Origin of the sequence: Kribbella sp. NPDC026611, from assembly GCF_040638345.1 — a bacterium.
Lineage (GTDB): Bacteria > Actinomycetota > Actinomycetes > Propionibacteriales > Kribbellaceae > Kribbella.
On sequence record NZ_JBEZYC010000010.1, the window covers coordinates 201,380 to 223,297 of the forward strand.

The window sequence follows — 21,918 nt, forward strand, 5'->3', positions numbered from 1 at the left end:
CATGGAGCTGACCGGAGTTGACGAAGCGGTCGACGAGCTGCGGCGAAGCGTCGCGGACCGCGCGGAGTCCGAGCTCTTCACGAGGGCTGCCGTGTCTGTTCACCTTCCGGACTCCGACGTCGTCGTGCTGAAGCCCGCCGGGGTCTCCCGCGACGACCTGTCGGCGGATTCGGTTGTCGTCACCGACATGTCTGGCAAGGTGCTCGACGGCGGGCTCGCCCCGTGGTCCGGAGGTGACACTCACGTCGACGTGCACCGGGAGATGCCCGAGGTGCAGGTGATCGTGAACACCCGGTCGACGCTGGTGATGGCCGCCGCTGCCCGGGGCGAGCCGGTGCCACCCCTGCCGGTGGATGCGGCGGGTGGCCGGATCCCGGTCGCTCCCGGGGGATCGGGCAGTGGCGAAGACATCGTCGGTACGTTGCGTAGCGGCAGCTCGCCGGCCGTGCTGATGAGGGGTCACGGGTTGTTCACCGTCGGATCGAGTGCGGGCGAAGCGGTCAAAGCGGCCGTACTGCTCGAGCGGCGGATTCGAACCATCCACCTCGGCCGCCAGCTCGGCACCGCCGAACCCCTCGATCCACAGGACGTCGACTGGCTCCGTCGATGACGGCGTCAGAGGCCGACGTCCGCGGGTCGGTACGACGGTAGGCGGCGAGCCTTGCTGTGTTGTTCGTACGCGTAGGCGAGCCGCAGCAGCACCGGCTCGGACCACGCCGTACCCATGAAGGTGAGACCGACCGGTAGCCCGAAGGCGAATCCGGCGGGCACGGTGATCGCCGGGTAGCCGGCCAGTGCGGCGGGAGTGGAGCTGTCGCCGCTGTAGCTGTCGCCGTTGACCAGGTCGATCTTGCCCGGTGGGGCGGTGCTCGGCATCACCAGTGCGTCGAGGCGGTGTTGGCGCAGTACGGCGTCGATTCCTTCGTCGCGCGACAGCCGGTGGTTGGTGGCCAGGGCTTCGCGGTACTCCGTCTCGGTGTAGTCGAGCGCCTGGACCGCCTCGAGCCCGTCCTGTCGTACGTAGCGCAGCTCGCGGTCGGCGTTCGCGCGGTTGAACTCGATCAGCTCGGTCAGGCTGCGCGGATGATCGCCGGGCGTCCGCGACAGGTAGGTGTTGAAGGCCCGCTTGATCTCGTAGGCCTGGACGACGACGGAGGTCGGGGTCTCGTCGAGTTGTTGTGCGGTGGCGATCTCGGCCGGGTCGACCACGGTGGCGCCGGCGTTGCGCAGTACCTCGATCGCCTGCTCGGCGATGTCATCGGCGTGGTTGCTGTACCCGAAGTACACCTGCCGGGGTACGCCGATCCGCGCACCGCGCAACCCGTCCGCGTCCAGGAAGCGGGTGTAGTCGAGGTGGAAATGTCCCCGGCTCGCCGCAGTGGCCGGATCGCGCTCGTCGACGCCGACCAGCGTGCCGAGCACGATCGCGGCGTCGCGCACGGTACGGGCGATCGGGCCGGCGCTGTCCTGGCTCGGGACGCCCTGGATCATGCCGCCGCGGCCGATCAAACCCACGGTGGGCTTCACGCCGACGACGGAGTTGGCCGACGCCGGGTCGAGGATGGACCCGTTCGTCTCGGTGCCGATGGCGGCGGCGCACAGGTTCGCGGCGGCCGCCACCGCGGAGCCGGAGCTGGACTCGCTCGGCGAGCGGTCGAGTTTGTACGGGTTCCGGGTCTGACCGCCGCGAGCGCTCCAGCCGGCGTGGTGCGTGAGCGAGATGCCGCCGGCCCACTCGCTCAGGTTGGTCTTGCCGAGCAGGACCGCACCGGCCGCGCGCAGCCTGGCCACCACGGTCGAGTCGGACTGCGGTCGTGATCCTTCCAAGGCGTAGGAACCCGCCGTCGTATGCATCCGGTCCGCTGTGTCGAACAGGTCCTTCACCAGCACCGGCAGGCCGTGCAAGGGACCGCGCACTCCGTGGGCGCTGCGCTCGGCATCCAGCCGCCGGGCCTCGCGCATCGCGTCGGGGTTGACCTCGATCACCGCGTGCAGGCCGGGCCCTCGCCTGTCGATGCTGTCGATCCGGTGCAGGTAGTACTGCGTCAATTGTTGTGCGGTGATCTGGCCGGCCGCCATCCGCTGGGCGAGTTCGGTGATGTCGGTGTCGTCCAGGGACGGCGCCACGCCGTTCGCGTTCGCTTCCGGCGCGATCCAGCGAGCCGCGGCCGCCGCGACCGCAAACCCCAGTACGCCGCGTCGCCCGGCCGTGATCCTGCCAATCGTCATGTCCCACCTCTGCAACCGTCGAATGTGCCATCCCCATCACATCCGCCCGCCTGCAGGCCGAACCATCCCCGCGCAGCTACCACCGGGGTAGCGCGAGAGCCACCTCAATCGGTCCGGCGGTACAGCTCGTACAGTTTGAGGATTTCGCGGACGTCGGCCAGGGTGCCTTTCTCCGGTGGCTTCCCGGCCAGCACGCTCTCGCAGAAGTGGACCACCTCGGGGACGTAGCCGAGGTAGAAGAGGTTCTTGTTGTAGAGCTGCCCGAGCGAGAACTCCGGTTCCCAGCGCAGCGGAGCGACCTCGTCGGCGGTGATGAACGAGGCGGAACGCCCATACGGCAGGTCGGCGCCCGGGCGGTAGTAGGTGAGCCGTACTCCGTTCTCCACAACCACGTTGGCGCCGTCGCCGACGACCTCGACGCGCTCGAGGGGAGCGCTCGCCGCGGAACCGGCGGCGAGGTGGAGGGTCCCGATCGCCTCCGACTCGAACAACAGGCTGGACACGCTCGACCCGGTCCGCGGCTCCCACTCGTAGCTGAGTCGCCGTACCGGTCCCATCAGGTGGGTGAGGACCGCGGCCGGGTGGAAGATGTGGTCCAGGAAGCCGATCATCTTCACGTCGTCGGACCGATCGGCCGGCGCCGGCAGGGCCTGCGGGTAGCGGACCGAGATCGAGGACGCCGTACCGAACTCCGGCGTACCGATGATCGCCTTCACCTTCTCCATGGCCGGCGTGAAGATCTTCTTCAAGCCGGTCATCACTGTGCGCCCGGTCTCGTCGGCCGCCGCCTGCAGTCGGTCGAGCTGCGCGAGCCCGGCCGCCGTCGGCTTCTCCATCCAGACGTGGGCACCCGCACGCACGCAGTCCTCGGCGAGCGCGGTCGCCTGTACGTCGCCGTCCTCCGTGTACGACGTCACGATGAACACCGCGTCCGGCCGCTCGGCCGCGAGCATCTCCCGGTGATCGTCGTACGCCGCCGGCGCGCCGAACGTGCGCGCGTAGGTGCGGGCCCGGTCGAGCTGTACGTCGCACACCGCGACCAGGTCGACGGGTGCGTACTGGAACGTGGGATAGACGTTGCGGTACGAGTGGCCGCCGGCCCCGATGAACGCGCACCGCAACCGCTCGGAGTACTCGAACTGATAGGTGACCGTCATCTGTCTGACCCTAACCAGCCCAGGGTCCTCCCACGCGTGCTCCGCGGCCGCTCTGTCGTCGCTGCGCTCCTCCGACGCGCCCACTACGCCCGCTCCCACCTACCCTCCGGCTTACCGCCGGCCTCCTGCCAGCTAGCGCTGGCGAGTTGCTCGCTACCGCTCGCGAGTGACTACCCCGGGCGGGCGCACTACACGTCGTACTCGTGGTGGGTGGTGCAGGTGGTAGTCCCATCGCGGTGCTACGCACGGCTCCTTCGTCGCCGCACTACGCGCCGCCCCACCCACCCTGTTTGTTCGGGGCGGGCGCCCCGGTGTTCCCGGCGAGTGCCGGGGGTTCGCTCGCTGCGCTCGCGGTGACTACACCGGGCCGGCGTACTACTCGTCGTACTGCTGGTGAGTGGTGCAGGTGCTTGACCCAGTGCGGTGCTACGCGGCCACGGGTGTTGTCGGTGGTCGGCTGTCGTGCCACGCCCAGTCCTCGTGGTGCGTCGCCCCCGCCCGGCTCGCGATCAGCGCGGGACTGGCTCGGGGACGCAGCGTTTGGGGGTGGTGGTGCGTCTGGGTGGTTGAGGCCTCGGCAACTTCCGGGTGCGTGGGTCCATCTAGAGGTTGGCGGGGTGATGCAACCGGCGGCCGGGTGGGATGCGTTTCACCGGTGTTGGACGGGGGTGCTGAATTCGGGCGAGCAAATGCACGTTCCCGTTGGGCTGAGGTATGTCTGGGGACGGCAGAGGGGATATTCGTGGGTGAAGTCGCACCGCATGTGGTGATGATGGTGGCCAATGACATCGTGAATGACACGCGGGTTTTGAAGGAGGCTGATGCGCTCGCCGGTGCGGGTGTCAGAGTCACCTTGTTCGGGGTTGTCAGGGACGGGACGGCGTCGGTCGAGCGGATGGGCAACGGGGTGCTCAAGGTGCTGGTTCGCGGGCGGTTCGTGTTGCGGGACGACCGGACCCGGCGGCGGAAAGGGCGGCGGGGCTCGCGGAGTGGGGAAGCGGTGGCTGCACTGGTGGCGCGGGCGGCGCGGGTGCGGGCTCGGCGGGGGGATCTGAAGGCGGCGGCGGGCCACGCGGTCGCTCAGCGCAGGGCCGGGCAGTTGAGCGGTGTGGCGTTCAAGGTCGGTGTCGCCAAGCGGGTGGTGCTGGCGAAGCGGTGGCAAGTGGCCGCGGTGACCACCCGGCTGCGGCTGAATGTCGCGCGCCGGCAAGTCAAAACGACCGGAAACATCTGGCGCCGCTGGGATGCCCGAACGGCCAAGAGCAAAAGAGTGAGCTGGCGCACGGAAATCCCGGAGGCCTACGATTACGAGACGATTTTCGGTGACATTCTCGACAAGACGAGACCGGACGTTATTCACGCGCATGACATGCACGTGATCGGCGTCGCGGCGCGGGCGGCGGGGCGCGCGCAGTTGCGCGGTCACAGCGTGAAGACCGTGTACGACGCTCACGAATTCGTTCCCGGACTTTCGGTGTACCCGCCACGGACCCCGCGGCTCATCGCGGCCTGGTCGCGGCACGAGGCGGAGTTCATCCGGTACATGGATCGCGTCGTCACGGTCAGCCCGGCGATTGCGCGGGCCCTGCAGCAGCGGCACGAGCTGCCCCGTGAACCCACGGTCGTGATGAACAGCCCGCGGCTCGAGCAGGACGACCGGCCGGCGGTTCCGAGCATCCGGCAAGGCATCCCCGAGGGCGTCCCGCTGCTCGTCTACAGCGGCGGCGTCACGCGGGCCCGCGGCGTCGAGACGGCGATCCAGGCGCTGCCCGAGCTCCCCGGCGTACACCTGGCTGTGGTCTGCGTGCCGACCGTCGAGATGCGGCCGGTGTACGAGCTGCAAGCGCTCGCCGAGAAGCTCGACGTCGACGACCGGGTCCACTACCTCGACCCGGTCCCACCGGACGACGTGGTGCCGTTCCTCGAACAGGCTGACATCGGGCTGATCCCGATCCTCAGGTTCCCGAGTCACGAGATGGCGTTGCCGAACAAGGTCTTCGAGTACATCTTTGCCGGCCTGCCGATCGTCACCAGCGACATGCCCAGCCTGCAGGAGTTCGTCCGGCAGACCGGTATCGGCGAGGTCTTCGAGGCCGAGAACCCGACCGACCTCGCCGCCGCCGTCACCCGCGTGCTGGAGGACCGGGACACGTACCGCGAGAACGCCACCAAACCTGAGCTGCTCCGAGAGGTCTCCTGGGAGACCCAGTCACAGCACCTCCGCGACCTGTACGCCGACCTCCTCGGCCGCCGGCTCGCTCCCACGCCACCGATCGAGGACGTCGAGCTGGAGAAGTCGCTCCGAACCATCCTCGGAATCTGATCCAGGCTCCCGAACCGGCAGGGATGTAACGGCACCCGTGCCATGCAGACGACGGTGGAGGTGCAGCACTCGGGGAGGGGCCCCTCAACCCCTCCCCGAGTGACGTTGTCAGTTGCCGTTGCCGGGGAACTTCCAGCCCTTGTTCTTGGCCATTTCCAGTAGCTTGTCCGTGGTGAAGGGCGGTGCCGGACGGGTGTGCTTGGCGTCCTTCTCCTGCGGGCCGTTGAAGCTGTACATGTTGATGTAGCGGCCGTCGGGGTAGTGGATCTCGACGATGTTTGCGACCACGCCGTTGATCTGCTGGCGGGCATCGCTGTACGTGGGAGCGTTCTTCGACCAGCCGACGACGGAACCGTCCGCCTTGACCTCGCAGTGCGTCGTCGATCGCTCCGGCTGACACTTGGTCACTGGCCGCTCGATGGTGACGAAGGCCAGCACCCGGGACAGTCCCTTGCCGTCGTCGACGACGTACGCGACCGCGTTGAACCCGTCGTGCCCGCCGCCCCAGACCTCCGGGCGGGTGAGCTTCAGACCGTGCGGCAGGACCTTGCGGAGGGTCTGCTGGGTCTGCTGCAGCGGAACCGCCGGCTTCCCCTCGCCAGGAAGCGGCTGAGGCTTTCCAGTGGGCTTCGGCCCCGGCTTGCCCGGGGCCGGGAAGGTCCAGATCTTGCTGTCGGCGATCTTCGTGAGCTGGGCGACCGAAAGCACCGGCGCCGGCCGGGTCTTCGTGGCGCCCTTCTCCTCGGGAGCGTTGAACGCCATCAGGCTGATGACCTGACCGCCTGGTCGCACCGTGTCGACCACGTTGTAGACGACGCCGCCCGGGTTACCGCCGGCACCCGGGGTCACCGGCTGGTTGCGCAGCGACCCGAGCTTCGAGCCGTCCGGCCGGCGCACCACCGGCGTGCTGGGCTGGAACCCGGCGTTCGGTGCGGTGACCAGGACGAGGACCAGGGCCTGCCCGTGGCCGTCGTCGACAACGGCCCGGACGGTGTTGTCGACGTTGTCACCGCCGAGCTCGGTCTTCACCACTTTGAGGCCGGGCGGAAGCGCGGCCCGCAAATCCGCCAGCGTGTCCGCCTTGGTGGCGTTGACCACGACCGGCGTGGCCGTCGCTACCGGGTTTGGCTTCCCGGCAACCGGTGCCTGCGTCTTGCTGCCCCCGAACAGCTGGGTGCCGGCTGCGACGGCCGCGACCGTGGCAGCGACTGCCGTCACACTGGTTGCTGCTCGGAGAACCGTGCGGCGACGGCGGAGGGTGGTGCCGCGGCTGATGCCGCGGGCGACCAGGTCGGTCTGGGGGTCGAGAGTGTCGGTTGCGCGCTCCAGGAGCTCGGGGAGCGAGTTGTTCAGGTTGTTCGTCATTCAGGGTCTCCCGCGGGTCAGAGTGCGATCAGGTGGCGGACGTCGTCGCCCAGTACGGCGCGGAGCCGGTCCAGGGCGCGGGACGTCCGGGTCCTGATCGCGCCGGCGTTCTTGCCGAGATCGAGCGCCACCTGCTCGGCGCTGCGATCTTCGAAGAACCGCAGTACGAGCACCGCACGATCCAGCGGCGAGAGCTGGGACAGGGCCTGCTGCAGGACGAGCCGCAGCTCGGGGTCACCCGGTCGCTCGACCCGCTCCGGCATGCTCGCGGTCGGCCGTTCCGTCGAGCTCTTGCGCCGCCGTTGGGCCAGGTAGGTGCGGGCCAGCACTGTCCGCGCGTACGACGGCACGTTGTCGACGTGTTGCAGCTTGCGCCAGGACAGGTAGAGCTTCGCGAGCGTCTCCTGGACCAGGTCTTCGGCCTGGTGGTGCTCCACGGTCAGCAGCCATGCGGCCCGGTACAACCGTGGGGCGGAGACTCTGGCGAACTCCTCGAAGTCGTCCATACTCACCCTTCGTCGTTTCAACCCTTTAGATGCACCGGGCCGCGCATCGTGTTACACGGGTTCCGACGGGTCAGACTTCGGCAGGGGTACTGCGGGACGCGCGCTGCCAGCCGATCGCCAGCGGAATCGCGACCAGCGTCCCGATCAGCCCGAACCAGCCGACCGCCTGCGTCGGCGAGGTCTGGTCGGACAGTACGCCGGCGAGCAACGGGCTGACGCCGGTCGCGGTGGTCAGGCCGGAGTTCGACATCCCGATCGCCTGCCCGCGGCGGGCATCCGGGAGCCGGAACGTCATCGACGTGGTCGTCTGCATCACGACCACCGTGCCGAACCCGCCGGCGACGACGAACAGTAGGATCGAGGCAACCAGTCCGGGCCGGAGTAGGCAGATCGCCACCGGTACCGCGGCCAGGACGGCGAGCGGTCCGAGCCAGCGTTCCCGCTGCGATTCCGGGACCAGCTTGCTGAACAGGAACGCCCCGATCACGCTGCCGAGCGGATCGGCCGCCAGGATCAGGCCGACCGTGACGGACCCACCACCGAAGGCAGCGGCGTACGGCGCGGCCATGCCCTCGTAGACGGCGACGAGGGCCATCAGCCACAGCATCAGGGTCAGCGCGCGCATCCCGCGGTCGTTGAAGAGCAGCGCCCACGCCTCGCGGGCCGAGCCGCCCAGCTTGCGGCCGGTGGTCCCGTCCGCGGCCGGGCGAGGCTTGAGCAGGGTCCGGATCAGTACGGCGGAACCGAAGAACGTCAGCGCGTCGAGCAGGAGCACGACGTACGGGTTGAAGAGCGCGATCAGCAGGCCGCCGCCGGCGAACCCGGCCATCTGCGCGGACTGGATCGAGATGCTCCGGATCGCCATCCCGGTGGCGAACTTCTCCTTGCCCAGCACTTCGGGCAGCAAGGCCAGCTGCGCCGACTTGAAGACCGGCTGGAGCAGCGACACGATCCCGACCAGCAAGCAGAGCACCGGGAACGGCATCGCCGGGACGGCGACCAGCAGGATCAGGCAGCCGCGCAGGACGTCGACGCAGAAGATCAGCTCGCGCCGGGGGAACCGGTCCGCCAGACCGGTCAGGAAGAGCCCGCCGAGCAACGAGGGTACGAAGGTCAGCGCGTAGGTGAGGCCGGTCAGCGCGGCCGATCCGGTGTCGGTGAACACCAGCACGGACAGGGCGACCCGGGCCAGCTGGTCGCCGCCGATCGACTGGAGCTCGGCCAGCCACATCGCCCGGAACTCGGGGACCCGGAACACCTCGCGGTAGCTCACACCAGACGCCATGCGGCGGACCCTAGGTCGTCCAGGGTCCGCCGCAGGCAGTATTCGAGTGTGGTCGAAACGTCGGCCGGATCAGCCGAACCGCGTCACCGACAGCGTCGCGTTGTTGATCACCGTGCCGAGGACCTTGCTGTCGGCAGTCGAGCCGGCAACGGAGATCTCGACCTGGGCGGTCTTGGAGCCGTGCTGACCGACGTACCGGGTCGCGACCCAGCGGGTCTGGCTGCCGCTCTTGTAGGTGTAGACCAGCGTGCTCACGGTCTGCGGGCCCTGCTGCGTGGTCGACCGCATGGTCAAGGTCGAGGTGCCGACGATGTGCAGCTGCCGGGTGCCCTTGAGCGCCTTGATCTTGTTGTTCATCGCGGTCACCGTGCTGATCTTGCCGCTGTACGCCGTGTTGAACCGGATCATCCGGTTGTGCGCCGGGTCGTCGAGCCGCGTCTGCCACTTGGCGAGCACGACCTGCTTCCAGGTTTTCGGCAGGACGGCCCTGGAGTGGTAGCCCAGCGTGCTGTGGTCGAAGTAGCGCGGCACGTAGGTGATCGCCGTAGTGTTGCTCGCGGCAACCGTCCTGACCTGCTCGGTGGCCGCGTTGCTCGGCAGCGCACCGGCCAGGACGAGCGCCCCCGCGCCCGCCAGCGCAGCCACGCCGGACACCGCACCCGCCACGATTCCGAATCGCTTCATATCCAGTCCCCTCAGAGTTTTTCTCCCCGCCGCCTCCCTGGCCGCGCATCCCATGAGACCCACGGTTCCAGGGAAAAGTTGCCGCCGACTTCTCGACGTTTCCGGTACCGCCACCGAGACTGTCGGCATGGCTGGTGGGGCAACGGTGTCAATGGTTTTCACTGATATCGAAGGGTCGACGGTCCTGCTGCGGCGGCTGGGGGACCGCTACCTGGACGCGCTGGAAGGACATCGGCGGATCCTGCGCGCGGTCTGGTCGGCGAACGGCGGGACCGAGATCGGCACCGAGGGCGACAGCTTCTTCGTCGTCTTCCCGACCGCGTCCGCTGCGGTCCAAGCGGCTGTGGACGGTCAGCGCGGTCTGGACGGGCACTGCTGGCCGGGTGGCGAACGACTCCGCGTACGGATGGGAGTACATACCGGTACGCCGGGCATCCACGAAGGCGACTATTGGGGTATGGATGTGCACCTCGCCGCGCGCATCGGCGCCGCTGCGCACGGCGGCCAGATCATCGTGTCGGCCGTGACCGGACAGCTCACGCAACTCTCCGACGGTGTCACCCTGCGCGACCTCGGAACGCACCACCTCAAGGACATTCCCGAAGCGGAGCAGCTCTTCCAAATCACCGTCGACGGCCTGCAGAGCGACTTCCCACCACCCCGGACTCTCGGTACGTCGACCAGCCTGCCGGCCCCGGCGACGCCGCTGCTCGGCCGCGAGCAGGACCTCGCCCGCATCACCGACCTGCTCGACCGCGCCGACGTCCGTCTGGTCACGCTGACCGGCCCCGGCGGCTCAGGCAAGTCGCGGCTCGCGATCGCTACGGCCGCCGGGTTGACCACCCGTTTCCCGGCCGGCGTCTACTTCGTCCCGCTCGCCGCCGTCACCTCCGAACAGGTGCTGTGGACAACGATCGCCGAGGTCCTCGACATCCCGCCCCGGGAACGCGGTCGGATCGTTGCCTACCTCACCCAACGGACCTTGCTCCTCGTCCTCGACAACCTCGAGCAACTCCCGGACGCGGCCAGGGTCGTTGCCGAGATCATCGAAGGCACCGCGCACGTGAAGATCGTTGCGACCTCGCGGCGAGCGCTCGGCCTGGTCGGGGAGCACCAGCATCCCGTCGTACCGCTGCCGGAGGCGGACGCGGTGCAGCTCTTCGTGCAGCGCGCGCAGGCCGTGCAGCCGTCGTTCGCATTGGCCGAAGGCAACCATGCCGACGTCGTCGCGATCTGTCGGCAGCTCGACTGGCTGCCGCTCGCGATCGAGTTGTTCGCGCCGCGGATCCGGCTGCTCGGTGTCAAGGAGCTGCTCGCCCGGATCGACCGTTCGCTGGACGTCGCGTCGACGAGCAGCGTCGTACCGGACCGTCAGCGCACGCTGCGCGAGACCATTGCCTGGTCCTACGAGTTGCTCAGCCCTCAGCACCAGCAGACGTTCCGTCGGCTCGCGGTCTTCGCCGGCAGCGCCGACCTGGTCGCGGTCGAGAAAGTTGCCACTGGCACCGATCCGCTCGACGCGCTGGCCGAGCTGCACGACGCGAATCTGCTCACGCTGGCCGACGGCCGGGTCCACCTGTTGCAGACCATCCAGCAGTACGCCGCAGGCGAGCTGGGCGCCACCGCTGAGGCGGCGATGATCCACGACCAGCACGCGACGTACTACGCCGACCTCGCCGAGCATCTCGAAGTACTGAAGCGGACCGCGTCCGACCCACTGCTCGACCGCGCGGAGCCCGAGCTCGACAACTTCCGTGCCGCGCTGACCTGGGCCACCGAGCATGATCTGCGGACCGCTCTCCGGCTCTGCTCGGCCCTCGGCTGGGTCTGGCTCCTCGGCGGGTACCTCGCCGAGAGCCGGCGCTGGCACGAGCAGGTCGTCGCAGCCGCCGGTACGACGTCCTCGCCGGAGCTGGCCGGCTGCCTGCGCGGGCTGGCGAACCTCCTGCTCCTGCAGGGCGAAACGGACCGCGCCGACGAGGTCGCGACCCGCGCGCTCGAGCTGGCCCGGGACCTGGACGACCCGGCCCAGATCGCCTTCGGCCTGACCGTGCTCGGTTCGGTACGGCGGCAGCAGGGTGACCTGCAGGCGGCGCAGACGATCCTGATCGATGCGGTCGAGCGCCTGCGCGAGCTCGACAACCCGTGGCGGCTCGCGCGCGTGCTCGGCCACCTCGGCGGGATCGAAGAGGAGCTCGGTCAGTTCGACCGCGCCGAGGAGCTGCTGCGCGAGTCGCTCGCGCTGACGCAGTCCCTCGGCGACGCGCACGACGTCGCCCTCCAAGGACAGAACCTTGCGTATCTGCTGGCGATCACCGGGCGGGTCGACGAGGCCGATGCGCTGGCGCGGGACCTGATTCCGGCGGTGACCGCTTTGGGCAGTCCGAGCCTCACGATGGCGTTCTCGAACACGGTGATGAACATCCTGCTCCGGCGCGGCGACCCGGTCCGTGCCGCGGCGCTGTTCGGCGCGGAGGAGGCGATGGGTGAGCGGCTGCGGCTGGCCAACCCGTACGCCGAGGAGGAGCTGGCCGAGGCGCTCGAGCTCGTCGGCGACGCGATGACCCGCGCGGAGTGGGAGCGGCACCGCCAGGCGGGGCGCGCCGCGCGGGTCGAGGACCTGCTCGCTCAGCTCCCCGCCTGAGCGTATTTGTCGGTTGGCATGCCAGTTGTGCAGGGCAACGGCCGGGTTGTTGACCCCCGCGAGCACCGGCTACATACTGCTCTCACCGCCGTCGGCGGGCTGTGGGGGCAGTTGCGTCTTGAAGTGTCTTGACGTTTGAGTTCATGGGGATCAAAGGGGGGCTTGCTGTGCATGCCTGGAAGTTGCTTCGTGCTGCGCTGATCACGGGGATCATCGGCGCTTCGCTGGCCGTACCGATGACGGCCTCGGCGGACGACCCGCCGACAAGCTCGGTGGAGGTCAGTCAGACCGCGCTGAGCCCGGGGGACACGTTCACCGTCACGCAGACGGTGTTCAACAAGGGGGACTTCGTACTGGAAGGCGCGAAGGCGGCTCTCTACGCGAAGGACCAGACGCTGACCGACTGGCTCGACCTGGTCAGCTGCGTCGGCGGCAACTGCTACGTGGCCGAGGGGGCGCACTTCCGGGCCTCGTTCGGTGACATGGCGGCCGGCGAGACGCGGGTCGTGACCTGGACGCTGCGGGTGAAGGACGACCCGAAGATGGATCCGTTCATCCTGCGCAGCCAGCTGATCGGCGACAACTACGGGTACGAGATCTACTCCGGCCCGACGATCACGATCACGCCGCAGGCGGCGGACGTGTCCGTCGCGCTGAGCGCGTCGGTCCGCAGCGTCGTCACCGCGCGGATCACCTACACCATCACGGTGAAGAACAACGGCCCGGCGGACGCCTCCGGCATCCGCGTGGTCGGCACCTACCCGGCCGGTCTGACCTACTCGAGCAGCACGTGCAGCCGGATCGGTACGACGAGGTCGGTGAACTGCGACATCGCCTCGCTCGCGAGCGGTGCCAGTACGACGCGGACGCTGGTGGCGGACACCGGCCTGCTCACGGTCGGCACGCTGACCGCGACGGCCCAGCGGACGGCGAGCTCGCCGGACGACCCGGCCGCCGCGAACGACAAGGTGAGCAAGAGCTGCTCGGCCCTGACGGGTCTGATCGTTCGCTGCTGACCCAGCTTCACACGCGGTAAGAGCGGCCGGCGGCCGCGGGATCTCGAGCCCGCGGCCGCCGGCTTTTGGCTGCCCGGAAGGTTTTTGAGACCGCTGTCTTGCATCGAAGCCGGGGTGAGGTCTACGGTCCAGGTTAACGTTTAAGTGAGTGTTAGTGAGCACTTCTTCGAAACTTGGAGCAACTATGATCACTCGGCGACGGTTTCTGCAGGTGACCGGAGCGGCGATCGCCGGATCCGCGCTCGCGGCCTGCGGCGACGGCGGTTCGGCGAACGGCGGCGCGAAGGCCTCCGGCGACCTCACGCTCCCGACGTACAAGCCGTTCGAAGGCCTGCATCCCGACCTTGCCGGGGCCGAGTCGGGGCTGGAGCCCGGTTTCCTGAAGTTCCCGGCGGATGCGGTCGCGAGCGTGCAGGCGCCGCCGCTGAAGAGCGCGGTGACCGCGCTGACCGAGACGTTCGCGACGCCGCCGCCGCCGATGGGCAGCAACCCGATGTGGCAGGCGCTGAACCAGGCCCTCGGCGGTGAGCTCAAGCTGACGATCGGCACCGACCCGGGCTACCCGGAGAAGTTCGCCACGCTGCTGGCGAGCGACTCGCTGCCGGACCTGATGTGGCTGCCGCCGAACCAGGGCATCCCGAACATCGGCCCGATGCTCGAGGCCAAGTTCCAGGACCTGACCAAGTACCTGTCCGGCGACGCCGTGCTCGAGTACCCGAACCTGGCCGCGCTGAAGCCGGCCTCCTGGCGGACGGCGGTGGTGAACGGGAAGATCTGGGGCGCGCCGATCCCGTCGACGCCGTTCGGCCAGGTCCTGATGGGCAACCCGAGGACCTGGCAGAAGGTCGGTGGGCTGCAGTGCCAGGACGCCGACGAGTTCTTTGCCAAGTGCAAGGAGCTGACGAACGGCACGAACTACGCGCTCGAGCCGGCGATCATCAACATGCTGCACATGTTCGGCGAGTGGTTCGGCGCTCCGAACAGCTGGCGGGTGAACCAGGACCGCTCGCTCACCCACCTCTACGAGACCGACAACTACAAGGCCGCGGTCGAGTACGCCGCCAAGCTCTGGGCGGCGAAGGTGTTCTACCCGGACCTCAACCTCGCCGACGCGACGCCGAAGACCGTGAACGGCCAGATCGCCGCGCAGGTCGTGGTCGGACCGCGGGCGACCGCCGACTTCCGTGCGCTCGACCCGACGCTGTTCGTGGACACGATGATCCCGTTCGGCCACGACGGCAAGGCGAAGCCGGTCTACGACATGGGCTACGGGACGGTCGGCTTCACGCCGTTCAAGAAGACCGACGAGGGTCGCATCCGCGAGCTGCTCGCGCTGATGAACTACCTGTCCGCGCCGTTCGGCACCAAGGAGTACCTGGTCAAGAACTTCGGCGTCGAGGGGCAGCAGTACCAGCTGGACGCCGCGAAGAACCCGGTGCTGACCAAGGCCGGGACGCAGCAGGCGCCCGGTCTGGTCAGTGCGCTGCAGATCATGAACTCGCCGGAGAGCGTGATCTTCAACCCGGCGTACCCCGAGGACACCCGGAAGATCTACACGACCGAGCAGCAGCTGCTGAAGTACGCGATGCGGAACCCGACCGCGGGCACGTACTCCGACACCTCCAGCAAGCTCGGCCCGAAGCTGACCGCGGCGTTCCGGGACACGATCGTGGACATCGTCACCGGCCGGCAGAAGCTGGACGCGTACGACGCCGCGCTGAAGCGCTGGAGGTCCGGCGGCGGTGACAAGATCCGCGACGAGTTCGCGGCCGTGCTGCCGTCGAGTGTGCCGGTCACCGGGTCATGATGCTGAAGCCGAGTGGCACCAAGCGGCAGGCCAAGACCGGTCTGCCGCTCGCCGCCAAGTGGCGGCGGGACTGGCAGATGGTGCTGCTGATGATCCCCGGCGTTGTGTTCCTGCTGGTGTTCTTCTACCTGCCGGTGCTCGGCAACGTGGTCGCGTTCCAGGACTTCCAGCCGTTCCTCGGCATCATGCACAGCGAGTGGAACGGCCTGCAGAACTTCGTCAACCTGTACGACAACCCGGACTTCTGGGACGCGCTGCGGAACACGTTGCTGCTGGCCGCGGTCCAGCTACTGCTGTTCTTCCCGGTGCCGATCGGGCTCGCGCTGATCGTCGACTCGCTGGTCAGCAACAGGTTCCGGCGCTGGTTCCAGACGATCGCGTACCTGCCACACTTCCTGTCCTGGGTGCTGGTCGTGACGCTGTTCCAGCAGTCGCTCGGCGGGGCCGGGTTCGTGAACAACCTGCTGCGGCACGCGGGTCTCGACCCGATCCCGTTCATGACGAACCCGGACACCTTCCCGTTGCTGGTGGTCGCGCAGCTGATCTGGAAGGACGCCGGCTGGGCGATGATCATCTTCCTGGCCGCGCTCACCACCGTCGACGTGTCGCTGTACGAGGCGGCAGCGGCGGACGGCGCCGGCCGGTGGCGACGGCTCTGGCACATCACCCTGCCGTCGCTGCGCACCGTCATCGTGCTGCTGCTGATCCTGCGGATCGGCGACATCCTCAGCGTCGGGTTCGAGCAGTTCATCCTGCAGCGCGACTCGGTCGGGCCGGGCGCGGCCGAAGTACTGGACACGTTCACGTACTACGCAGGCGTGGTCGGCGGTGACTGGAGCAGCGGCGCCGCGGCGGGACTGGCCAAGGGCGTCGTCGGTGCGTTGCTGCTGTGGGGCGCCAACTCGCTCGCTCATCGGTTGGGTGAGCCCGGCATCTTCCAAAGGCGAGGAGCATGAGACCCATCTGGAAAGAGAATCCTTCGCCCGGCTACCAGGCGATCAAGGCGACGGTGCTCGGTGGCTTCTCGCTCGTCATCGTGGTACCGATCCTCGTCGTGATCTCCACGTCGCTGGCGAGTGACCGCGACATCATCGACGCCGGTGGGTACGTGCTGTGGCCGTCGCACCCGACGGTGAAGGCGTACCAGACGTTGTTCTCCGGTGGGCTGATGGGCCGCGCGATCCTGGTCAGCGTCTTCGTGACGGTGGTCGGTACGGCGATCGCGCTGGCCGTCACCATCGCGCTCGCGTACGCCACCTCGCGCCCGGTGCTGTTCGGCCGGCCGGTGCTGCTGATGGTGCTGTTCACGTTGCTGTTCGCGCCGGGGATCATCCCGATGTTCCTGGTGGTGAAGCAGCTCGGGCTGCTCGACAGCCTGTGGTCGCTGATCCTCCCGGGCGCGCTGGGTGCCTTCAACTTCGTTGTCCTGCGCACCTTCTTCATGAATGTGCCGGGTGAGCTGCTGGAGAGTGCCCGGATCGATGGCGCGAGCGACCTGACCATCCTGCGCCGGATCGTGCTGCCGCTGTCGAAGGCGGTGGTCGCCGTGGTCGGGCTGTTCTACGCGGTCGGGTTCTGGAACGCGTTCTTCAACGCGCTGCTGTACCTGAACGACACGTCGAAGTGGCCGGTTCAGGTGATCCTGCGGACCTACGTGCTGCAGGGCAAGTCGTTGTCGGCGGACCAACTCGGGGTGGAACCGCTACCGCAACCGCAATCCCTGCAAATGGCCGTCGTCGTGGTCGCCCTGGTCCCGATCGCGATGGTCTACCCCTTCCTCCAACGACACTTCACCATGGGCGTCATCACCGGAGCCGTCAAAGGTTAGGCCGTGTCCGAAGCTCGCACGCCTACTGCGCGGCACTTGGCACGGCGCCTCGCCGCACGGGAGCGAAGGCCACGATGCTCCGCATCGAGACCTCCCCTCCCGCACGCCGATGCACCGCACCAAGCACCTGCTCGCTACGGCGTGCGAGCTTCGGACACGACCTGACAGAATCGGTCTCATGAACCAGGATCGGCCGACGCTCAGGATGGTGGCTAAAGAGGCCGGGGTGTCGGTCGCGACGGTGTCCTACGTGTTGTCGGGGCGGCACCGGACGCACACGATCAAGGACTCGACCGCGGACCGGGTGCGTGAGGCCGCGTCCCGGCTCGGGTACCGGCGCAACGATGCGGCCCGGGCGATCCGGACCGGCAAGTCGGATCTGGTGCTGCTGTCGTTGAGCGTGCTTGCCGACCCGTGGTCGCAGGCGGTCGCGGAGACGGTCAGCGCGGCGGTGACGCCGTACGGGAAGACCGCGCTGATCGTGGCCGACGGCGACTGGCGGACCGTGCTGTCGAACCGGACGCCGGACGTGATCTTCATCGACAGCGTGCGCCGGGACCCGGCGCAGGAGGCCGAGCTGGAGGCTTTCGCGGCGCAGGGCGTGCAGATCGTGGCCTTCAGCGAGACGCTCGAGCCGCTCGGGTACGACGTGATCCGGTCCGGGGCCGAGCCGCGCTGTCACCTGGCCGTGGAGCATCTGCTCGAGCGCCACGACCGGGTCGGCGCGCTGACCTCACGGAAGACGGGGTTCGCGCGGTACGACGCGTACGTCAACACCTTGCGCAACGCCGGGAAGCCGATCCGGGACGAGGACGTGGAGATCTTCGAGCAGCATCCGGAAGGTGCCTACCGCGCGGCGATGGCATTGCTGAGCAAGCCGGACCGGCCGTCGGCCTTGTACTGCACGACGGACTTCGCGGCGATCGCGGCGGTGCGGGCGGCGCATAGGCTGCGGATCGACGTACCGGGGGATCTGGCGATCGTCGGGGTAGGTAACACGCCGGAAGGTGAGCACCTCGACCCGTCGCTGTCGACGGTCGGGCCGGTCGGGTTCAACGAGGCGCTGGCGCGGATCATCGTCGGCCGGTTGACGGATCGGGAGGGTGCGCCGGGCGAGGTGTTCGAGTTCCCGTGGGAGCTGATCGTGCGCGAGTCGTCATGACCCTGCGCGACCTGTGGCGATCCGGGCTTCTGCCCAGCGAGTGGGTGCCGCTCGAGGACGGTGAGTCCGACACGTCCGTCTACCGGCAAGGGGACTTGATCGCCAAGTGTTGTGGACCGGCTGGGGTTGAGGAGTTGGCCGCCGAGCGGGACCGGGTGGCGTGGCTGGCGGGGACAGACGTCCCCGGAGCAGCCGTCGTCGACTGGCTGGAGTCGCCGGACGGCGCTTGCCTGCTGACCACGGCCGTACCGGGCATCCCGGGGAGCGCTGTGCCGGAGCGTTCTCGGGGCGCCGCGATGGTGACGCTCGGCCGGACGATTCGCCAGCTCCACACCCTGCCGGACTGCCCGTTCGAGCGACCGCTGGCGGAGGTGATCGCGACTGCCGAGGACGTCGTACGGCGAGGCGCGGTCAACCCGGACTTCCTGACCGACGAGTGGCGGCAGGTGCCGCCGGCCGAGCTGCTCGCGCGAGTCCTGGCCGAGCGGGCCTACGTTGAGTTCGTGGAGGACCTCGCGGTCTGTCACGGCGACGCCTGTCTGCCGAACGTGTTCTTCGACCCGGAGACGCTGGAGGTGACCGGGTTGATCGATCTCGGGCGGCTGGGCGTTGCCGACCGGTACTCCGATCTCGCCCTCGCCACGATCCAGCTGCACGACGAGTGGTCGGTCGACCCGGGCCCGTTCCTGACGGCGTACGGACTGCCCGACCCGGACCAGCGGCGCCTGGACTTCTTCCGGCTCCTCGACCCGCTGACCTGGGGCTGAGATGGACATCGAACTCGTCGCACTGCTGGTGTCGCCCGTGCACGCCTTCGAGGGACGTCCGCAGGAGGGGCCCGCGCCGGATCCGGAACCGGTAGGTCGCGCCGAGATCGAGATCCGCGCCGGCCTCGGCATCGTCGGCGACCGGTACTTCGGTCAGACGGTCCACAAGAACGCTGCCGTGACGGTGATCGACGCCGCCTCGCTCGACGAGGTGGTGCGCGTGCTCGGGCTGCCCGCCGGGCTCGACCCGCTGCTGACCCGGCGCAACATCACCCTCCGCGGCTACCCGATCGACACCCTCGCCGCCCACCGTGCCGCCGACGGAAGCCGGGTACCGGGGCGCCGGTTCACGCTGGACTCCGGCGCCGGTCCGATCACCTTCCAGGCCAACCGCCCGGCCAACCCGTGCGCGTGGATGGACGAGGTCCTCGCCCCCGGCGCGATGCAGGCACTCCGCGGCCACGGCGGCATCCGCACCACCCCGCTGACGTCCGGCATCCTGCGCCTCGGCCCCGCCGAGCTCACCGTCCTCGACTGACCGGTTCCGGCTACTTCCGGCCGAACTTCCACCACTTCGGCTTGTTCATCTTGATCTCGTCGTCGGTCATCGGTGGCGGCACCGGCGGCTTCGACTCCTCGGTGAGGAAGTCGCCGGACTCGGTGTCGTACGGCGTGACGCCGAGCCTGCGGGCGAGCTCCATCACCAGCGGGATCGAGCGCGGGCCGTCGTTCAGGTAGAACGTGATGTCGCGGACCTCGACGCCCTTCCCGATCGTCATCTCGACGTCGTACTCCGGACTTCGCAGCGCCAGCCAGGACGGCTTGCTGGTGTCGACGTCCGGTACCACCTCCCGGACCTTGTCCACCACGTCGGCCACCGTGCCCAGCGACGGCGGCTCGTAGTCGACCGGCAAGTCGTCGAGGCGACGCACGCCTCCTGGTCCCCGCAGCGCGTAAACAGCCCAGCTCATGTCCCCAGCATGCCAGCCGCTCAGCGTTTGCGGGCCGCCAGGATCGCAAAGGTCAGGTACTCGCCCTGGTCCGCCTCGAGCATGTCGAGCGCATCGTCGCGCTCGCCGCGGTATGACGAGAGCGCGCGCGACCACCTGAGCCAGTCGTCCCAGCCGGACGGAAGCAGGTGCGCAGCGGTGACGTCGACCAGCTCGGTGATCTCCCACTGGAACCGCCACCACTCAGCCGTGTGCCACGCGATCGCCTCCCACCCGACCATCTGCTTGATGTGCTCGGGGATGTGCCCGAGCTCGCGGACCTCCTGCCGCATCGCCGGCGTCGCGACTCCCAGCTGACCGCCCGGCTTGAGGAAGCCGGCCAGGTAGGGCAGATAGCCGTCCGCGGTCCCGAAGTACTCGTAGGCGTCCACACAGACGATCGCGTCGAAGAAACCCTGCGCGAACGGCAGCGTGTGCGCCTCCGCACGCAGGGTCACCACGTCGTCCACGCTCTGTGCGGTGATGTTGGCCGCGGCCTCGGTCGGGTCCACCCACAAATCGGCCGCCCACACGCGGACGCCGTACTCCCTGGCCAGGAAGACCGAGGTCGCGCCCTTGCCCGAGCCCAGGTCGAGCACGCGCATCCCGGGCCGCAGGTCGAGCTCTCCGTCGAGCGCCTCCAGCAACCACAGCGGGTTCGGTCCCATATCGGCGGCCAGCAGCCACTCCGCGTCGTACTTCGAGGAGCGCGGATAGCGCTCGTTCGTCAGATCCACCCGGTCAGCCAACTCGAACCCGGGTGCTGTCGGCAAGCGAATTCCAGCGGTCACCAAACGATGTCAATAGCTGCAAAAAACTTCCGTCAATACCGGTCTGGCCCGTAGCATCGCGGGGGCCCGAGACCGGGGGGTTGCGGGCCGTTTGCGTGGGGTTGCGTGGGGTTTGGGAGGACCGGCGGTCGCCGGTACTGGGGAGAAGAAGCGGGGAATCATGGCGGACAAGCCGGCGCCCAAGGTCGGGCACTTCTTGCCGGGTGGCGAGGGTGATCACAGTGTCACGGAGAGTGCTCCGAAACCGAGCAGTCCGAACGCGGCGCCGCTGAGCGCGCCGACGCCGCGGCTGGGTGGCGACGCGCCGCCGACACCGCCGCAGCTGCAGGGCACCAGGATCGAGTCCAAGCGGACCAGCCTGTCCGGCAGCCGGCTCGGCCCGCCGCCGGTCGACGACGCCGCGGCCGAGGCGTACCGGCGGGTCTTCCACCCGGACCCGATCCCGTTCGTCCCGAAGAAGCGCTCCAAGGCGCTGATCGCCGGAATCGTCATCGGCGCGCTGATCCTGGTCGGCGGCGGCCTCGCCTTCGCCGCGAAGGTGCTGACCGCATACGACGGCCCGATCGGGGACCCGGGGGCTACCCCGTCGGCACGATCGAGCAACGACCCCTCGGAACCGGTCACCAAGGGCACACCCGACGCCGAGGTCCTGGCCAAGAGCCCGCTCTACGCGGCCGGGGCGATGTCCGTCGTCAAGTGCCAGGAGCCCGCGTTCCGGCCGACCTCGATGGAGAACGTCCGCTCCTACTACCAGGCGCTGATCGGCTGCCTGGACAGGGCCTGGAAGCCGGTCGTCGAGAAGGCCGGGTTCGAGTTCCGGTCGCCACAGCTGGTCCTGTTCAGCGTCGGCAACGAGACGGCGTGCGGCGTACAGAACGAGGAAGTCGAGTCGTACTGCCCGGCCGAGGCCGGCAGCGTCGCGATGCCGTGGCAGGAGCTGACCGAGAACTACCCGCAGAACAAGGCGCTGACCCGGGCGGCGATGGCCCAGGCGATCGGGTTCGTCTACAGCACCCACGTGCAGAACCTGATGGGCATCCTCGACGCCTCCCAGAACCAGGGCGACTCGGCCGCGAACAAGGCCGCTGAGCTCGAGCAGAAGCGGCGTGCGTCGTTGCAGGCCAGCTGCCTGTCGGCGGCCTTCTTCGGTGCGGCCAAGGCGAGCTTCCCGCTCCGCGGCGAGGTGCTGCGGCAGTGGACCTACCTGATCCAGCACGGTGGCGACGAGCACACCAAGACGAAGGTGCGCGATCATGGCTCCGCGAAGAGCCTGGCGCTGTGGATGAACCAGGGCTTCGCGACAACCAACCCGGGGTCCTGCAACACTTTCGTCGCAGCATCCGCCAAGGTCAGCTGACGGAACGA

19 protein-coding genes are annotated in these 21,918 nt (G+C 68.7%); 11 read left to right on the plus strand and 8 right to left on the minus strand.

The window, feature by feature from the left end:
• Nucleotide 1 precedes the first annotated feature (1 nt).
• Complete coding sequence (locus AB0E69_RS34205) at nt 2-610, plus strand: class II aldolase/adducin family protein (protein WP_360155897.1); 609 nt, start codon at nt 2-4, stop codon at nt 608-610.
• A gap of 5 nt (nt 611-615) precedes the next feature.
• On the opposite strand, the gene AB0E69_RS34210 is transcribed toward AB0E69_RS34205, so the two are convergent.
• Both AB0E69_RS34210 and AB0E69_RS34215 read right to left on the minus strand, forming a co-directional pair.
• Nucleotides 616-2,229 (minus strand): amidase, encoded by a 1,614-nt coding sequence (locus AB0E69_RS34210; RefSeq protein ID WP_360155900.1) that lies wholly within the window; start codon nt 2,227-2,229, stop codon nt 616-618.
• A 104-nt stretch (nt 2,230-2,333) separates the two neighbouring features.
• Nucleotides 2,334-3,386: a Gfo/Idh/MocA family oxidoreductase gene (locus tag AB0E69_RS34215; protein WP_360155903.1), complete on the minus strand. Its 1,053-nt coding sequence runs from the start codon at nt 3,384-3,386 to the stop codon at nt 2,334-2,336.
• A 742-nt stretch (nt 3,387-4,128) separates the two neighbouring features.
• Here AB0E69_RS34215 and AB0E69_RS34220 point away from each other — a divergent pair.
• Nucleotides 4,129-5,709 (plus strand): glycosyltransferase family 4 protein, encoded by a 1,581-nt coding sequence (locus tag AB0E69_RS34220; RefSeq protein ID WP_360155906.1) that lies wholly within the window; start codon nt 4,129-4,131, stop codon nt 5,707-5,709.
• A gap of 108 nt (nt 5,710-5,817) precedes the next feature.
• Here AB0E69_RS34220 and AB0E69_RS34225 read toward each other — a convergent pair whose 3' ends face one another.
• The 4 genes from AB0E69_RS34225 to AB0E69_RS34240 all read right to left on the minus strand — a co-directional run bounded on the left by AB0E69_RS34225 (nt 5,818) and on the right by AB0E69_RS34240 (nt 9,549).
• The gene (locus tag AB0E69_RS34225; RefSeq protein ID WP_360155909.1) at nt 5,818-7,074 is read right to left on the minus strand and encodes a hypothetical protein; all 1,257 of its coding nucleotides are present in this window, start codon (nt 7,072-7,074) and stop codon (nt 5,818-5,820) included.
• 17 nt (nt 7,075-7,091) lie between these two features.
• Complete coding sequence (locus tag AB0E69_RS34230) at nt 7,092-7,580, minus strand: SigE family RNA polymerase sigma factor (RefSeq protein WP_360155912.1); 489 nt, start codon at nt 7,578-7,580, stop codon at nt 7,092-7,094.
• Nucleotides 7,581-7,650: 70 nt separating this feature from the next.
• Nucleotides 7,651-8,865, minus strand: coding sequence for an MFS transporter (locus AB0E69_RS34235; protein ID WP_360155915.1), 1,215 nt, complete (start codon nt 8,863-8,865; stop codon nt 7,651-7,653).
• Nucleotides 8,866-8,934: 69 nt separating this feature from the next.
• On the minus strand, nt 8,935-9,549 hold the full coding sequence (locus AB0E69_RS34240; protein WP_360155918.1) for a hypothetical protein: 615 nt from the start codon (nt 9,547-9,549) through the stop codon (nt 8,935-8,937).
• A 151-nt stretch (nt 9,550-9,700) separates the two neighbouring features.
• Here AB0E69_RS34240 and AB0E69_RS34245 point away from each other — a divergent pair, with 151 nt between their 5' ends.
• The 8 genes from AB0E69_RS34245 (at nt 9,701) to AB0E69_RS34280 (ending at nt 19,311) form a co-directional block, all read left to right on the plus strand.
• Nucleotides 9,701-12,193 carry a tetratricopeptide repeat protein gene (locus tag AB0E69_RS34245; RefSeq protein ID WP_360155921.1) on the plus strand — a complete coding sequence of 831 codons (2,493 nt, stop codon included), beginning with the start codon at nt 9,701-9,703 and terminating at the stop codon, nt 12,191-12,193.
• 143 nt (nt 12,194-12,336) lie between these two features.
• Nucleotides 12,337-13,209: a hypothetical protein gene (locus AB0E69_RS34250; RefSeq protein WP_360155924.1), complete on the plus strand. Its 873-nt coding sequence runs from the start codon at nt 12,337-12,339 to the stop codon at nt 13,207-13,209.
• Between the two features lie 184 nt (nt 13,210-13,393).
• On the plus strand, nt 13,394-15,016 hold the full coding sequence (locus tag AB0E69_RS34255; RefSeq protein ID WP_360155927.1) for a sugar ABC transporter substrate-binding protein: 1,623 nt from the start codon (nt 13,394-13,396) through the stop codon (nt 15,014-15,016).
• The gene (locus AB0E69_RS34260; RefSeq protein WP_360155930.1) at nt 15,016-15,972 is read left to right on the plus strand and encodes an ABC transporter permease subunit; all 957 of its coding nucleotides are present in this window, start codon (nt 15,016-15,018) and stop codon (nt 15,970-15,972) included. Before AB0E69_RS34255 ends, AB0E69_RS34260 begins: the two co-directional genes overlap by 1 nt.
• Nucleotides 15,969-16,844 (plus strand): carbohydrate ABC transporter permease, encoded by an 876-nt coding sequence (locus AB0E69_RS34265; protein ID WP_360155932.1) that lies wholly within the window; start codon nt 15,969-15,971, stop codon nt 16,842-16,844. The genes AB0E69_RS34260 and AB0E69_RS34265 overlap by 4 nt, the downstream gene beginning before the upstream one ends.
• Before the next feature lie 178 nt (nt 16,845-17,022).
• On the plus strand, nt 17,023-18,006 hold the full coding sequence (locus tag AB0E69_RS34270; RefSeq protein WP_360155935.1) for a LacI family DNA-binding transcriptional regulator: 984 nt from the start codon (nt 17,023-17,025) through the stop codon (nt 18,004-18,006).
• Nucleotides 18,003-18,773: an aminoglycoside 3'-phosphotransferase gene (locus tag AB0E69_RS34275; protein WP_360155938.1), complete on the plus strand. Its 771-nt coding sequence runs from the start codon at nt 18,003-18,005 to the stop codon at nt 18,771-18,773. Before AB0E69_RS34270 ends, AB0E69_RS34275 begins: the two co-directional genes overlap by 4 nt.
• A gap of 1 nt (nt 18,774) precedes the next feature.
• Complete coding sequence (locus tag AB0E69_RS34280; RefSeq protein ID WP_360155941.1) at nt 18,775-19,311, plus strand: molybdenum cofactor biosysynthesis protein; 537 nt, start codon at nt 18,775-18,777, stop codon at nt 19,309-19,311.
• Nucleotides 19,312-19,321: 10 nt separating this feature from the next.
• Here the strand turns inward: AB0E69_RS34280 and AB0E69_RS34285 are convergent, their stop codons facing one another.
• Entirely contained in the window at nt 19,322-19,744 is a 423-nt protein-coding gene (locus AB0E69_RS34285; protein WP_360155944.1) for a hypothetical protein, read from the minus strand.
• Nucleotides 19,745-19,764: 20 nt separating this feature from the next.
• Complete coding sequence (locus AB0E69_RS34290; protein ID WP_360155947.1) at nt 19,765-20,499, minus strand: methyltransferase domain-containing protein; 735 nt, start codon at nt 20,497-20,499, stop codon at nt 19,765-19,767.
• Nucleotides 20,500-20,713: 214 nt separating this feature from the next.
• On the opposite strand from AB0E69_RS34290, the gene AB0E69_RS34295 reads away from it, so the two are divergent.
• The gene (locus AB0E69_RS34295) at nt 20,714-21,910 is read left to right on the plus strand and encodes a neutral zinc metallopeptidase (RefSeq protein ID WP_360155950.1); all 1,197 of its coding nucleotides are present in this window, start codon (nt 20,714-20,716) and stop codon (nt 21,908-21,910) included.
• The last annotated feature ends 8 nt before the right edge of the window (nt 21,911-21,918 follow it).